Source organism: Nodularia sp. LEGE 04288, assembly GCF_963896525.1.
In the GTDB taxonomy this organism is placed as follows: Bacteria; Cyanobacteriota; Cyanobacteriia; order Cyanobacteriales; family Nostocaceae; genus Nodularia.
Window position 1 is genome coordinate 1 of record NZ_CAWQOY010000114.1, and the last position, 15,167, is coordinate 15,167.

The 15,167-nt window shown below is 42.0% G+C and carries 11 protein-coding genes; 2 read left to right on the top strand and 9 right to left on the bottom strand.

The window, feature by feature from the left end; all coding sequences use genetic code 11:
* Positions 1-60: 60 nt before the first annotated feature.
* From AACX33_RS13485 to topA, 5 genes are all read right to left on the bottom strand, one after another.
* The gene (locus AACX33_RS13485) at positions 61-2,664 is read right to left on the bottom strand and encodes an HD family phosphohydrolase (RefSeq protein ID WP_227789083.1); all 2,604 of its coding nucleotides are present in this window, start codon (positions 2,662-2,664) and stop codon (positions 61-63) included.
* Between the two features lie 216 nt (positions 2,665-2,880).
* Complete coding sequence (locus tag AACX33_RS13490) at positions 2,881-3,843, bottom strand: ADP-ribosylglycohydrolase family protein (RefSeq protein WP_194002249.1); 963 nt, start codon at positions 3,841-3,843, stop codon at positions 2,881-2,883.
* A gap of 23 nt (positions 3,844-3,866) precedes the next feature.
* On the bottom strand, positions 3,867-4,325 hold the full coding sequence (gene aroQ / locus AACX33_RS13495; protein ID WP_227789084.1) for a type II 3-dehydroquinate dehydratase: 459 nt from the start codon (positions 4,323-4,325) through the stop codon (positions 3,867-3,869).
* 14 nt (positions 4,326-4,339) lie between these two features.
* The gene (locus AACX33_RS13500) at positions 4,340-4,477 is read right to left on the bottom strand and encodes a hypothetical protein (protein ID WP_194002251.1); all 138 of its coding nucleotides are present in this window, start codon (positions 4,475-4,477) and stop codon (positions 4,340-4,342) included.
* A 286-nt stretch (positions 4,478-4,763) separates the two neighbouring features.
* Complete coding sequence (gene topA, locus AACX33_RS13505) at positions 4,764-7,415, bottom strand: type I DNA topoisomerase (RefSeq protein ID WP_194002253.1); 2,652 nt, start codon at positions 7,413-7,415, stop codon at positions 4,764-4,766.
* Between the two features lie 579 nt (positions 7,416-7,994).
* Here topA and AACX33_RS13510 point away from each other — a divergent pair.
* Both AACX33_RS13510 and AACX33_RS13515 read left to right on the top strand, forming a co-directional pair.
* Complete coding sequence (locus AACX33_RS13510) at positions 7,995-8,282, top strand: RNA recognition motif domain-containing protein (protein ID WP_194002255.1); 288 nt, start codon at positions 7,995-7,997, stop codon at positions 8,280-8,282.
* Positions 8,283-8,631: 349 nt separating this feature from the next.
* Complete coding sequence (locus tag AACX33_RS13515) at positions 8,632-10,194, top strand: NAD(P)H-quinone oxidoreductase subunit N (protein WP_194002257.1); 1,563 nt, start codon at positions 8,632-8,634, stop codon at positions 10,192-10,194.
* A 12-nt stretch (positions 10,195-10,206) separates the two neighbouring features.
* Here the strand turns inward: AACX33_RS13515 and AACX33_RS13520 are convergent, their stop codons facing one another.
* The 4 genes from AACX33_RS13520 to AACX33_RS13535 form a co-directional block, all read right to left on the bottom strand.
* Positions 10,207-11,586 (bottom strand): PAS domain-containing sensor histidine kinase, encoded by a 1,380-nt coding sequence (locus AACX33_RS13520; RefSeq protein ID WP_194002259.1) that lies wholly within the window; start codon positions 11,584-11,586, stop codon positions 10,207-10,209.
* A gap of 86 nt (positions 11,587-11,672) precedes the next feature.
* Positions 11,673-12,218 carry a methanogen output domain 1-containing protein gene (locus AACX33_RS13525; protein ID WP_194002261.1) on the bottom strand — a complete coding sequence of 182 codons (546 nt, stop codon included), beginning with the start codon at positions 12,216-12,218 and terminating at the stop codon, positions 11,673-11,675.
* Positions 12,219-12,301: 83 nt separating this feature from the next.
* Positions 12,302-13,624 (bottom strand): hybrid sensor histidine kinase/response regulator, encoded by a 1,323-nt coding sequence (locus tag AACX33_RS13530; protein ID WP_194002263.1) that lies wholly within the window; start codon positions 13,622-13,624, stop codon positions 12,302-12,304.
* 603 nt (positions 13,625-14,227) lie between these two features.
* Positions 14,228-14,830 (bottom strand): response regulator, encoded by a 603-nt coding sequence (locus AACX33_RS13535; RefSeq protein WP_194002265.1) that lies wholly within the window; start codon positions 14,828-14,830, stop codon positions 14,228-14,230.
* Between the last annotated feature and the right edge of the window lie 337 nt (positions 14,831-15,167).

A 15,167-nucleotide genomic window follows, 5' to 3' on the forward strand; every position in this document is an offset into this window, starting at 1 on the left:
TAAGAGACAGGTGCAGGGGGGATTATGAATTCCCAATGACCAATGACCAATGACTAATGACTAATGACCATTCTTAGCTGCCTTTAATTTGGGATAAGCAATGCGCTTGTGGTGAAATTGCAGCCAAACATCGACAAAGATTTGGCTGATTTCTGACATTTCTTGCCGTGTCAGTCCTGAATCTGCCATTTGATTATCTTGCCATTTGGCACGGAGAATATTATTCAGCATGGTTAAGGCTTGTTCTGGAGTGGCATCTTTGAGCGATCGCAGTGCCGCTTCGCAGGAGTCTGCTAACATGACTATGCCGGTTTCCCGTGATTGGGGAATGGGGCCGTCATAGCGAAAATCTGCGTCATCTAGGATTAAATTGGGATTTTCCTGAGACATTTGTTGTGCTTGGTGATAGAAATAGGCAATCAACATTGTTCCTTGATGCTCAGGAATAAAAGCTTGTATCGCTGTGGGTAAAAGGTGCTTTTGCGCCATCACCAAACCCTCAGTGACGTGCTTTTTGATAATTGCGGCACTCTTCCAAGGATCTTTAATCTCTGTTTCATGTTTATTCGGCCCCCCCATTTGATTTTCAATAAAGCCCAGAGGGTCGTGCATTTTACCGATATCATGATACAAAGTTCCAGCCCTGACCAGTTCTACATTACATCCCAATTCTTTGGCAGCAGCTTCAGCCAGAGTGGCGACTAACAAAGTATGCTGAAAAGTACCAGGTGTTTCAGTGGCTAGTCGTTTTAATAAGGGGCGATTCGGATTGGCTAGTTCAGCTAATCGAATGGGGGTAACTAAATCGAATACTTTTTCCAGGTAAGGACTTAAGCCCAAGGCGATAATACTCCAGGCTAAACCAGATAAAGCAAATAATGCTGATCCTTGAAGTACAGCATACCAAGCTCCGCCAAATGCTGCACCGATGAGCAGCTTCATGACTAGGTACATACCACCCTGAGTTAAGGCGATCGCTACACCTAATAATGCCAACTCTTCGCGCGATCGCAATTTTTGCGCCATACTACTGCCTAATATTCCCGCCGCCCCACCAGCCAAAAGGGTAATTATGCTGATTTCTACGGTCATGGGTAGAATTAGCAGCAGCAGTCCCACAACAGTCACACCCAAAACAGGTGCATAGAAGCTACCTAACAATAAACCAAGGGCGCTCCAAGTCGTATATGGTACGCCAAAGGCTAGCACTCCTGGGGTACTGAGGGTCAGCAGCAGTATTAACAGGTAATCACGCTGCCGCAATTTGCACGACCTTTGTCTTCCCACCAGAACAAAAATGCCAATTGCCACAGTCACAATACTGGCTAATTTTGTCAATTGTAGCCAGTTATTTTCCCGGCGAATTAATTGATAATGCTCCAAGACATCAAAGTGCCATTGAGTAATATCCTCTCCCTTGGTGACAATCAGCTCTCCTTGCTGCACCTCCACCATCACAGGTGATACATCATCTGATGCTTGCTGTATTTGTTGTTTCGTTTGTTCTTCATCATTCTTGAGATTTGGTTGCAGCACAGACAACAACAATTTGCTGACCAAGGGTTCAGCATTTTTTGGCACAAATTCCTGTACTTGTAAATTCACCGCATTCAGTAGAATACTTGAGGGTAATCCTGGGGGAATCCCTTGAGTCAGAATCCTTTCCGCACTCTGGCGAATTCCTGTTTGTGCTTGGAGCCATTCATTATCTGATAATTTCAGAAAGGCAGTTTCGCTGTAAAATTTCTTGAAATTGGCCTTCTCTGGCTGTAAAAGTTGGATTCTTGCTTGGGTGTATGCTTGGCGGACTTGCGAGGTTTGGACTATGAGTGAATCCAAGTTTTGCTCTGAAGTTGTGGCGCGATAAGCTTTGAGTTCCGCTACTGCTTGAGTAAAGTCAGTGTTTTGGGAAATATTAACGGGTTTTTCCTCTATTGGAGACAGAAACAGAGGTAGATTACCTGAATTGAGCAGATGAGACAAAGATTGGTGTTCTGAAATCGGTAAACCCGTAGATGATGGAAATAAAGGCAGATATTGGGACGTGGGAAATTTTTGTGCTATGCCACCTGGCTGTCTATTTCCGAGATTACTTCTGTTTCTGTCCAATAACAAGCCTGATTTGTCTTGGCTAGTATATTTTAAAGTGATCAGTAGCGTTTTCCATTCCGAGGCAGAACATGAGCGCAGATAATGCTGCGTAGGAACAGACAAAACTGTTGTATCAAAAAAAGGAAAAACTCCGGCAATAGTGCGAATTTTATTGCCTTCATCCAGAAGTTGCTGTAAATTTTTGTTGATTCTTTCAGTCCTTGGGACATCCACCATCAACACTGGAACGGAACTTCTACTAGCGGCTTGGCGTTGGGCTTCTGTTTCTTCTTGATCCTCAATGCTAGCAGTATAGGGTGCTTTCATCGTTTCGGGTGCAGGAGTACCAACTGCCAACTGGGGTTGATTGTATAGTTTATGCCCCATAACTCCTGTAAGAGATACTACAGCGATCGCCAAAACCACAGAGGAACGCTTTTCATGCACCCAGCCGAGACATACTGCATCAATCCCGCGGCGAATTCTGACCGTTTTTGCCATTGTTCTGAGTGCTATTTCTGGTTTTTGCTGTTCGCTGTTGTCAAAAGACTTAAAAAATCGCTGCTTTTTCATATTTCTGGCTGCTTACTTTGATCACTCAAAACAAGACAATCCTCAAAAAAGCCCAAGGGGTGATGGACACGATGAGAACATCGGTAATGGGATCTGGTTGAAGCCGATTGCACACAATAGCTACCTACAGACTAAGGTTATACTTGGAGAGTACAAAACTACTAATTTTTTGATTTATTCGTTGGTATTTTGCGCCTACAGATTGAACGGTGACCATTAAGATGAACGCGATTGGATAACGCGAGGGGATGCAAAGACACAAAGCTGAGACTGTTGTTGATATCTCACACATCCCTCCTCTGGGGACTCCTTCAGATGTAGGGCGGGATCATACACTCCTGACCATACAGCAACAAGTGCATCAGCTAATTCTAGCACCTGGGAAAAATTTGTTAGTTCCCAAGTGGCTAAATTGGTTGGACTGGATAAAACCCGCCATTTTACGGGAATACCCGCAGTACTGTTGTACGCTCCGGATAATGCACCAGTAATTACATTAATGGTTTGCGAATCTAAATTTCCGGTTTCTCTTCGCCAGGTATTATCTTTGTGAGTAGCCCGTAAAACCGCCAGACGCAGGTCTTCCAAGGTGCTGAGAAAGCAGTAAAATGCCATAGCAATAGCATTACTCGGCTCTTCTTCTCTACTGAATTCGGCTTGTGCGGTTTCTAGCCCAACTCCTTTATCTAACAAATCATTAAGTTTTAGGAGTTTTTGTGGTAAAAGTGTCGATGTTTCGCCGATAAAGGCGATGATTTCTGGTATGAGGGTGTGGGGATGAAGTTTTTCTGTGAAACATTGAGCGATCGCATATCCTACTGCTAGTGTGCCATCCCTGATAATTGGGTCATCTCCCCATATTTGCAACACATCCAGCAACTTTTGTCGCAGGTTAGCCGTATTCTCATGAAAAAAAAGTGTCACTGGTAACGTGACAATCATCGCTTTTGGTAAAACACCATCAGTTATATCTAAATGAAAATATTTTCGTTGATGACGCTCTAGCCAATTATCTATATCTAATTTGCCTAACTCGATTAAGCTTTGGGTACCCAGAACTGCTATTTGGCTGACATCAGAGCAAAAAGAATACTGCTGATGAGCATTTTTGGCTAAAACTTCACCCAGTAATGCCCCTAATAACGTACCTTTAAACCGATTAATCAGTGGATAGCGCATACTCAGAAAAAATAAATCTTAACTTATTTATTTCTTAAATGATGCACTAGAGCCTGTAAGCCCAATAAATAACTTTGCACACCAAAACCGCTGATTTGTCCGATGGCTACGGGCGCGATGAAAGAATGGTGGCGGAACTCTTCCCGGCGATAAATGTTGCTCAAATGTACTTCTACTGTAGGTAGGTTAACACCAGCGATCGCATCCCGCAAAGCCACACTCGTGTGGGTGTAAGCCCCGGCATTAATCAAAATTCCCTGATGTTTTCCTAATGCCTCATGAATAGTATCTACCAAAACCCCCTCATGATTTGACTGCACGGAAATTACTTTCGCCTGAAACTTCAAAGCTTCTTCTTCTAACAAGCGATTAATTTCAGCCAGCCCCAAGGAACCATAAATTCCTGGTTCTCGCTGTCCTAGTAAATTCAAATTTGGCCCGTGCAGCACTAAAATGCTGATCAGTGGTGAAGATGAGTTCAATTTCTTTTGGCTGCTTAACGACGACGCGATCGCTCATGTACAGGAATCGGAATTAATTCCGGTTCTGGCTCGCATTCTGGCCCTAATAAGCCTTCAATGAGCTTGCGTGCCAACGCCTTCAGCTTTTCTAGCACTTTATCTATATAGTCCATTGAACTGACCGCTCCTGAGATACTACCTCAATATTTTGACTAACAGTTACGCAGAACTCGCGTACTTTTGCACCTCTTGTTTGAGAACAGGCTGATACAAACTTCCTCATTCTGGAAGTGAGCTACTTCGAGAATTTGGAGTTGTGATTCCCCTTACTTTTTAGAGTATCACATTACAAACCTACAAAATGGCATCTCACTAATGATCGGTGTTCTTCCTCAAAAGCCAAAAGTCCATAGTTAGCAAGTTTTACTACAACTATGGACTGTTGATTCTTGACCTTAACTAACCTTCAGCATCATTTTTTTTAGCGCTGGTCTTCGATGATTTAGCAGTTGACTTGGCTCGAGAAGTTGTCGATTTACTCGTCTTGCGAGTAGTTTTTTTAGTGGATGCTTTGGTTGCTAATAATTCTAACGCTGTAGATAGTGTGACATCTTCTACCGATTCACCTTCTGGGATGCTGACATTAACTTTGCCGTGCTTAATATAAGGGCCATAGGGACCATCATAAATATTCACTGGCGTACCTTCTTCCGGGTGCATACCCAATTCGCGTAAAGCTGCCTTAGACTTGCTACTGCTGGAGCCACGTCCCTTTTTCGGTTCGGCTAATAACTCCAATGCCCGTTCCAGCGAAACTGTCAGCACATTATCAGCAGCTTTGAGAGAGCGATAGTCTTTGCCTTCTTTACCCTGGTCGTGAACGACATAAGGGCCAAAACGCCCCAAACTAGCTTGAATTTTCTTACCTGTGTCCGGATGTACTCCCAATGTCCGGGGTAGAGCCAAAAGACCCACAGCCATCTCTAAGGTGACATTTTCTGGCGTGACACCTTTAGGTAAAGAAGTTTGTTTGGGTTTGGGATTTTCTTCGGTTTTGTCACCCAACTGCACATAGGGGCCGTAAGTACCAATTTTGAGATAAATTGGTTCACCAGTTTCAGGATGCCGACCTACTTGGTCAGGCCCCACTGTTTTTTGCCGCAGCAGGACTTCTACTTGTTTCGGGTCGAGGTCAGATGGTGTGAGGTCTTTGGGAATTGAGGCAGTAATCACAGTGCCATCATTGTCAACTTCGATGTAGGGGCCATATTTGCCAATGCGGACTTTGGCATCTAAATTTTCCAGTAATACCGTTCTGGCTTGACTGGCATCGATTTGACTTTCCTGTTCTTTGACTAAAGTTTCTAAACCTTTGTCTCCCAGATAAAATTCCTGTAAATAGGGTAACCACTTAGCTTCACCTGTGGCAATGTCATCCAGGGTTTGTTCCATCTTGGAAGTGAAACTGGGGTCTACAACATCCGGGAAATGCTTTTCTAAGAGGTTGGTGACGGCGAAAGCAGTGAAGGTAGGAATCAGGGCATTACTCACCAATTGGGCGTAACCCTTATCAATGATTGTGCCGATGATGCTGGCGTAGGTACTAGGGCGACCAATGCCTTCACTTTCTAGAGTTTTCACTAGAGTAGCTTCGGTATATCTTGCTGGTGGTTGGGTTTCGTGACCCACGGCTTCTAAATCAGTACAATCAGGATGATCACCCACTTTTAAACTGGGCAAAATAACTTCCTGATCTTCTAAAGCGGCATCTGGATCATCTGAACCTTCCACATAAGCGCGCAAGAATCCCGGAAAATCAATCCGCTTACCAGAAGCACGAAAGCCAGCGTCTTCAACTTGCAGCTGGACGCTAATTTGGGTTTGGCGACAGTCAGCCATTTGACTAGCGACAGTCCGCTTCCAAATCAAGTCATAAAGCGCGAGTTCCCGACCACCTAAACCAGTTTCTTGGGGAGTCCGGAAAGTACTACCAGCCGGACGAATAGCTTCGTGGGCTTCTTGTGCGCCTTTCGATTTGGTGGTGTATTGCCGAGGTTCGGGGCTGAGGTAGTTTTTCCCATAAAGTTGTTCTACACAGCTACGAGCTGCTGTCAGCGCCTGATCGGATAAATGTACCGAATCTGTCCGCATATAGGTGATATACCCTTGCTCATACAAATTCTGGGCAGTTCGCATTGTGTCTCTGGCAGAAAGACGCAGTTTGCGGTTGGATTCTTGTTGCAGTGTCGAAGTAGTAAAGGGTGGCGCAGGTTTACGCGTGACTGGGCGTTCATCGATGCTGTTGACATTCCAGGTTTTTCCGGTCAAACGTTCCTGGAGAGCTAGAGCTTGCTCTTCGTTGAGCAACAAGACATTGCGACCTGCGGTAATTTGTCCTGTGGCTGCATCAAAATCGCTGCCAGTGGCTACTTTGGTTCCTCCTAGTGTGGTCAATTGGGCAGCAAAGGCAGTTTTTTCCTGCACCAAGCTAGCTTTTAAATCCCAATATGTACCTTCATGGAAGGCGCGGCGTTGGCGTTCCTTTTTGACTAAAAGTCGCACAGCTACAGATTGAACTCGCCCAGCAGATAATCCCCAGGCGATTTTTTTCCACAGCAGGGGAGACAGGGTATAGCCCACCAATCGATCCAAAATTCGCCGTGTTTCTTGGGCGCGAACTAACTGCTCATCAATATCGCGGCAGTTGTTCAAAGCTTTTTTGATAGCTTCTTGGGTAATTTCGTGAAACACCATTCGCTTAGTCGGAACTTTTGGCTTCAGCAACTGGTATAAATGCCAACTAATGCTTTCACCTTCCCGGTCTTCGTCAGTTGCCAGAATCAGTTCATCAACACCCTTGAGGGCATCTTTGAGCTGGGTAACAACTTTCTTTTTGTCTTTGGGGACAACATACACCGGTTCAAAGTCTGCGTCTATATTTACCCCCAGCTGCGCCCACCGTTCTGCTTTCACGGCGGCGGGAATTTCACTAGCTGATTGGGGTAGGTCACGGACATGACCCATAGACGCTTCCACCCGATAGTCTTTTGGCAGGTAGTTGCGAATGGTACGAGCTTTGGTCGGAGATTCAACGATGACGAGGGTTGACATGGAAATTTCAAGAAAAAGAGTAGCTGTTCAGCTAAACAGTCAAATTGGGGTGATTTGGGTGAAATCTCAAGATTAAACGTCACGCTTAGGGTTGTGATTTCATCCTCACACAAGCTGCCCGCTAGGGCGAAAAGACGCTATAATCAGGGCGCAGTTTTTCCTAGAGGATAGGTTAGAGGAATCCTGGATGTGAATTGTCAGCTATTTCAATCTTTAACTTATCTAGGGCATAATTGGCGAATATAGTTTTCAAAATACCCCTGAAGTTCAATAACGTTAATACCTTACCTTAACTCCTTTAATTCAAATGGAGACAGTGAAGACAGGATCGAGGGCGGAGAAAATTAATCCATCGGAAAATTTAGCTCATCAGCTATAAAAATCGGAAATATATAAAAATTTAATGAACATTACCATATATATGCAAAAGAATGCAAATTATCAGCTTTTTATTGATAAAAGTTATGTTAGGATTTCTTTGGAGTAGTTAAATTCGGCGATACTGATCTTGTTTTTACTAATAAATACAAGCGGCTCTCCGGATAAACATCTCTGCATCAATGGATTTTGGAGAGTTTCATGTCAATTTACGTAGGCAACCTATCCTACAGCGTCACAGAAGACGACCTCACTCAAGTATTTTCCGATTACGGCACTGTCAAGCGAGTTCAATTACCCACAGATAGGGAAACGGGGCGCGCACGAGGTTTTGGTTTCGTAGAAATGGAATCAGAAGCCGCAGAAGAGGCTGCGATTGAGGCTCTAGATGGTGCCGAATGGATGGGTCGTGCAATGAAAGTTAATAAAGCGAAACCACGGGAAGAGAAAGGTAGCCGCTCTGGTGGTGGATACTCACAACGCTATTAACAGTCAGGTAAATGCTGTTTAGTGCATTTGCCAATCAAAAATAATTCTAAAATTAGCAGTTCAGTAATTCACTGAGCTGCTTACTTGTTGGTCATTGGTCATTGGTCATTGGTCATTGGTCATTGGTCATTGGTCATTGGTCATTAGTCATTAGTCATTAGTCATTAGTCATTGGTCATTAGTCATTGGTCATTGGGAAATAACTATCTTCCCCCCTGCACCCTGCCTCTGATCTTCCCCCCTGCCTCTGATCTTCTCCCCAAAAAGATAAATGCAACTTTGGTGAATAACAATAGATAGAATAAACTCAGCTAGCCTTAATGTCTAATCGTCAAAACCTATATATCTCATGGATTTTGCTAATCTTACATCCCAGTTGAATGCTGGAACGATTTTGCCAGAGGGGATTGTAATTGTCACCCTCTTAGGGGTTTTGATTGTTGATTTGATTTTGGGACGTACATCTTCACGCTGGATTGGATATCTGGCGATCGCAGGTTTAGTCGCTGCGATTGGCGCACTCTATCTTCAATGGGATGCGACTAATCCCATCTCCTTTACCGGTAGCTTTATTGGTGATGACCTCAGTATTGTCTTTCGCGGGATTATCGCGTTGTCTGCTGCTGTCACAATCTTGATGTCAATTCGCTACATTGAGCAGAGTGGCACTGCTTTAGCCGAATTCATCGCCATTTTGCTGACTGCAACTTTGGGAGGAATGTTTTTATCCGGTGCTAGTGAGTTAGTGATGATTTTTATCTCACTAGAAACTCTCAGTATCTCCTCTTACTTGCTCACAGGTTATACCAAGCGTGACCCCCGCTCTAACGAAGCTGCGCTAAAATACCTGTTGATTGGAGCTTCCAGTACGGCAATATTTTTATACGGCGTTTCGCTGCTGTACGGTCTATCAGGTGGACAAACAGAATTAGATGCGATCGCTAATGGTATTGCCGCAGCTAATATTGGTCAATCGTTAGGTTTGGTAATTGCTCTCATTTTCGTGATTGCAGGTATCGGCTTTAAAATCTCCGCTGCACCCTTTCACCAGTGGACACCAGACGTTTACGAAGGCGCTCCCACCCCAGTGATTGCCTTTTTATCTGTCGGTTCCAAAGCAGCTGGGTTTGCCCTAGCCATTCGCTTACTGACAACAGTCTTCCCCCTCGTTGCTGACGAATGGAGATTTATTTTCACTGCCCTTGCAGTTCTCAGTATGGTATTGGGTAACGTAGTCGCCCTCGCCCAAACCAGCATGAAACGGATGTTAGCTTATTCATCCATTGCTCAAGCTGGATTTGTGATGATTGGCATGATTGCCGGCACTGAAGCAGGTTACGCCAGTATGATATTTTACCTGATGGTCTACCTGTTCATGAACCTGTGCGGGTTTACCTGCATCATTCTCTTCTCTCTACGTACAGGAACCGACCAAATTGCCGAATACTCTGGCTTGTATCAAAAAGACCCACTCCTGACACTAGGCTTGAGTATCTCCCTACTTTCATTAGGTGGTATTCCGCCATTAGCTGGGTTTTTTGGGAAAATTTACTTGTTCTGGGCTGGTTGGCAAGCTGGGCTTTACTGGTTAGTTTTGCTGGGCTTAGTTACCAGTGTAGTCTCCATCTACTACTACATTCGTGTAGTCAAAATGATGGTAGTCAAAGAACCCCAAGAAATGTCCGAGGTTGTCAAGAATTATCCAGAAATCCGGTGGAATTTACCTGGATTTAGACCTTTGCAAGTGGGATTAATCGTAACTTTAATTGCCACTACCATTGCCGGGGTTTTGTCCAATCCACTATTTACACTGGCGAACAATTCTATCTCTAACACTGCAATGCTGCAAGCAAAACTGATTGAGAGAACTCAAGTCAGTGCAATTTCCATACAGCAACCAGAAGAGTTGTAAATTGTACTCTTCTTAACTCATTTCTGAAGCTGTAGGGGTGCAAATTTTTGCACCCCTACTAACAGGAATCTTAATGACAAATTCTGCACCTTGTCCGGGAGTAGAGCAAAAACTCAGTTTTCCGCCATGTTTTTCCACTATTTGATAGCTGACAAATAATCCTAAACCTGTTCCTTTCCCTATCGGTTTAGTTGTGAAAAAAGGGTCAAATAATTTTGAGTTGATTTTTTCATCTATTCCTATTCCATTGTCGGTAATAGTTATACGCACCCACATTTGATCGATTAGTTGAGTTTGAATTTCAATTTCGGGGTCATCTGATAACATCCCATTCACTGCTGACTCTTCTAGGGCATCAATGGCATTAGCAAGAATATTCATCAATACCTGATTTAGTTGAGAAGGATAGCAGGTGATCTGAGGAAGTTTTCCGTATTTTCGGTTGACTTTGATTTCTGGATATTGATTTATAGCTTGCAATCGGTGTTGCAGAATCATTAAGGCACTGTCAATTCCTTCATGAATATTAACTTGTTTGAATTCGGCTTCATCCAATCTGGAGAAGTTGCGTAGAGATTTGACAATTTCCCGAATCCTCTGTGTTCCTACCTTCATAGATTGGAAGAGTTTAGTCATATCTGGAATGAGAAAATTTAAATCTATCTCTTCTATTTGCGCTTGAATTTCTGGAGAAATATTTAAACAGTGCTGTTGATAAAGTTGTAATAATTTGAGCAAAGTTTCAGTAGATTTCTCGGCGTAATGAAGGTTACCATTAATAAAATTTATGGGATTATTAATTTCATGGGCAACACCAGCAACCATTTGACCTAAACTTGACATTTTCTCAGCTTGAATGAGTTGAGTCTGGGTAATTTGCAGTTTATTTAGTGTTTCTTGAACAGCCTTTGTCCGTTCCTCAACGCGGATTTCTAGCTCTTCATTCGCTTTTAAGAGTGCAGCTTCTGCCTGTTTTCGCCTCTGGATTTCTTTGGCTAATTCATCTATCTTATTGTTTAGTAAAACGAAATTCTTGCTGGCTGTAGCCCTACTTTCCAAACGGAGAAAAATTAAAGCCGGAGATTCAGGAGACCAAGGTTGAATAACTGCTCCCTGGCTACGACATATTAAAGTTTTTCCATGATTGTGGCGTAAAGTCAAAGTGCCAATAACCATATCTCTGCTGCTTGCACAAGCTTGCAGGTATTTTTTAATATCATTAGAAGATTCAAATACAACATCAAAGAGCATTTTTTCTTCAATTTCTTGACGGCGTAAACCTAGCATATTTGCCATCGGTTGATTGGCAACTAGCAATTTACCCTCACTATTTACCAAGAGTACAGGTTCTGGCAAAACTCTCGCAAGTTCAAGAAATTGTTCAGGAGTCATGAAGCTTCCAATTTTAGTGTTTGACTATACTTAGTGAAGCTGCACTCAGCTAGCACTTTATAGTTGGCATAGTGCCGAAAAGTGAATCAAGATTCAGCTTCTAGTCCCCCAAAGTATTCTCTACCTTCTGTTTCTTCTGCCTCGGCTGTGAATTTTAAGTAAAGAGTAACTCTGCATTCAGAAGCGCCCTTCGCTATGGTTTCTTGCAGTTCCACTTTGGCGTATCCTAGATTATTGGCGGCGATGGTTCCAAAGACATTTGAAGTCATCATACACATTGCCGGACGGTCAAGGACTTTTTCGGCAAATGGACAAATACGGTTGCCAAAGACAATTTTTTGCTCATTCTGCTCAATTATGTAAAAATCACCTTGGATGCGTTTTTTTAAATCAACCAAGACATCAGCCACTTGCTCGCGGGAAAGCTTTGATATTTCCAAGGCAGATTTATAATCTTGGTTAATCTGCCTACCCATCCGTTCACCAACTACGCTAATAAATCCAGAAGCTTCTTTTAAGCCAACTATATCCTGTAAAGTGCCAGATAATTCTCTAATCAATACACGTAAAAACACGTCACGTTCTAAAGGTAATTTCAGTGTATTTACTGACTGACTAATAGTCTTATTCATAAATTTTGCATGATCATGTTACAGTTATGTTTCCCAAAAAAATCTTCAAAGTAACTATTTATTTTTTCAGAACAAGATATTTTTTATAAATTTTTATGTTGCGGACTATCATAAATGGGAATGGTGATGATGAACTCTGAACCTTTTCCTCGTGTTGAATTGACTTCCAGAGTTCCCTGGTGCTTCTCCACAATAATTTGACGGGCAATTGATAATCCTAAACCAGTACCCTGTCCGACAGGTTTAGTTGTAAATAAATATTCAAATATTTTCTGCTGGACATCATCTGACATTCCCACTCCATTATCCTTGATCCGAATTAAGACATGATGGGAATCTTCAGTCAGCCTAGTTTGAATTTTTATTTGATTGGGATTAGCTTCAATTTCACCATAGCTCCGCCCTATATTAGATTCTTCTAAAGCATCAATAGCATTAGCTAATAAATTCATAAAAACTTGATTGATTTGACCGCTAAAGCATTTGATTTGTGGTAAAATATCGTAGTCTCTAATTACTTGAATATCAGGGCGATTTTTCGAGACTTTCAAGCGGTGTTTAAGAATCATGATTGTACTATCAATACCTTCATGAATATTACAAGAAACTTTGCGATCGCTATCTTCGCGAGAAAAGGTGCGTAAACTGCTGCTGATGTCGCAGATGCGTTGAACACTGTCTTTCATGGAAGCAATTAAGTTAGGTAAATCGGTTCGCAGATAATCTAAGTCTATGGCGGCGATTTCCGCTTGAATTTCTGTAACCGGGTGAGGATAGTGTTGCTGATATAGGTCAATCAGCTTGCTCATGTCTTGAAAATATGCTGAAGCATGGGTAAGATTGCCATAAATACAACCAACTGGATTATTAATTTCGTGAGCAATTCCTGCTACTAATTGACCCAGAGCAGACATTTTTTCTTTCTGTACAAGTTGGAGTTGAGACTTTTGGAGGTCTTCTAAGGCTTGGGAAAGTGCGGCTGTCCTTTGTGTGACTCTTTGTTCTAAGGTTTTGGTAAGATGCCGTAATTGCAAATGAGTGTTAATTCTCGCTAATATTTCTGCCTTTTGAAAAGGTTTGGTGATGTAATCAACCGCTCCTAAAGCAAAACATTTAACTTTAGTATCTGTATCAGAAATTCCTGTCATAAAAATTACAGGTATATCACGAGTTGTTAAATTGTCTTTCAACTTTTTACAGGTTTCTAACCCGTCTAGTTTAGGCATCATGACATCTAATAAAATCAAATCAGGTAATCTATCTTGAACCTGTTTAAGGGCTATTTCTCCATCCATAGCGGTAACAACTTCAAAGCCTGAATTAGTAAGTACCTCAGAGACAACTTCTAGATTTGTATTTGTATCATCTACGATTAAAATTAAATCTTTTTTTCGGATATGAGACATTTTTATTTCTCAGTTTTGATAAATTTTAGAATTATTTATTCTGTCTAATTATGCTGCAATGCTGTTGAATTATTTTGTCGGATTTTTCGAGTAAATCCCTATTATTGGATGTAGGCTAATTACCTGAATGTGACACATGAGTGAATATTCCTTCTCTGCTGTTCTTCTAAGAGATTCACTGGCACGGTAGGACAGACTTGGCGATCGCTTCATTAGTTTTCCCAAAAATGTCTTGATTCTTACTAATCTGTGCCACATTTAACTTGTATAACATGGGTGGGTAAGACTTGGCGTGAGCTTAAATCTAATTTAAATATGCAAACTAGATATTTTTCAGTTTATGGCGATGAAATAACAATACGCAATACATAAATTACATATGAAATCTTGGATTATTTACAAAATCAGACTTTTGCCATAAAAAAGCCTGCCTTTACCCTGAAATTGAGTCTTTTGGCAGGACTGAGCGATATATCAATGCTCTACTGATTTTGAGGAGGCACATTATCCATTCACAGGGTGGCTGACAGCAGGATATTAGTCCCAAGATTTGAGTATTTGTTTTCGAGACTAGGCATTAAGGACGGTGGGATGGTGCAAATATTACTTAATTTTTTGTTTAATAAAAGTCACCACCTGACCTAGCTGTTTCTTTAAGCCATCGATTTCTGCTTGCATTTTGATCATTTTTTCATTCAGCGCATTTATTTCTGCTGAGTTAGATGAGTGATTATCTGAAGGTACTACGATGGTATTTGCGATCCGGGAAGCAGCTACCGGAATATTTTTGGTGGCCACAGCCGCTACTGGAATTATTTCTGCGCGAGGCTTTTTAGCTTTGGCCATCGCTGACTTAATCGCAGTAATTAGTTGCTTTTGGTCAAAAGGCTTTCCCAAAAATTCAAAGTATTCAAAAGGTTCTGTCAGTTTTTGCGTCACCTCTTCCTTACGACCAGACATGATCACCAAGGGAATTTTTCTTAACTCAGGCTGTGCTTGAACTTGCTGAAAAACTTCCCAACCACTCATTTTCGGTAGCAGAAAGTCCAACATGATTAAACTGAGCTTTTCCTGACGGATGAAATTGTATCCTTCCACACCATCTTTTGCTTCTAATACCTCGAAATTGCCAGGAGGTAACATTTCTCGTACTTTTAACCTGACAACGGTAGTGTCATCGATAACTAAAATTTTGTTGCTTACCACGACTTATTGCTCTAACAGAAATTTTAAATGTAAATAGCGATTTTGCTGATTGACATTACTCAGTGCTGAGTGCTGAGTGAAGCACAAAGGAAGGAAGGATTGAAGTCCTCAAGTACAAGCGCCGCCCGTTGTGGGCGGTCTTTTAACTCAGCACCCTAACCCTAATAGCACTTTCGACTCAGCACACTTTATTTTGAGGGTGTTCTCACTATATACAAATTTTTTGTTCATTGGGGGATAGTATATTTCGCTATAAATTGCAAAAATGGCAGTAGTTTAAAAAACTAGTGCTAATTTTTTTTAAAATTTGTGTCATGGTGATACTTAGGGCTTGAAC

What these genes read in the sequence shown, in the direction of transcription:
- AACX33_RS13485 (WP_227789083.1), bottom strand. Translation starts at nt 2,664, where the DNA reads ATGAAAAAGCAGCGATTTTTTAAGTCTTTTGACAACAGCGAACAGCAA.
- AACX33_RS13490 (WP_194002249.1), bottom strand. Translation starts at nt 3,843, where the DNA reads ATGCGCTATCCACTGATTAATCGGTTTAAAGGTACGTTATTAGGGGCA.
- AACX33_RS13500 (WP_194002251.1), bottom strand. Translation starts at nt 4,477, where the DNA reads ATGGACTATATAGATAAAGTGCTAGAAAAGCTGAAGGCGTTGGCACGC.
- topA (WP_194002253.1), bottom strand. Translation starts at nt 7,415, where the DNA reads ATGTCAACCCTCGTCATCGTTGAATCTCCGACCAAAGCTCGTACCATT.
- AACX33_RS13510 (WP_194002255.1), top strand. Translation starts at nt 7,995, where the DNA reads ATGTCAATTTACGTAGGCAACCTATCCTACAGCGTCACAGAAGACGAC.
- AACX33_RS13515 (WP_194002257.1), top strand. Translation starts at nt 8,632, where the DNA reads ATGGATTTTGCTAATCTTACATCCCAGTTGAATGCTGGAACGATTTTG.
- AACX33_RS13520 (WP_194002259.1), bottom strand. Translation starts at nt 11,586, where the DNA reads ATGACTCCTGAACAATTTCTTGAACTTGCGAGAGTTTTGCCAGAACCT.
- AACX33_RS13525 (WP_194002261.1), bottom strand. Translation starts at nt 12,218, where the DNA reads ATGAATAAGACTATTAGTCAGTCAGTAAATACACTGAAATTACCTTTA.
- AACX33_RS13530 (WP_194002263.1), bottom strand. Translation starts at nt 13,624, where the DNA reads ATGTCTCATATCCGAAAAAAAGATTTAATTTTAATCGTAGATGATACA.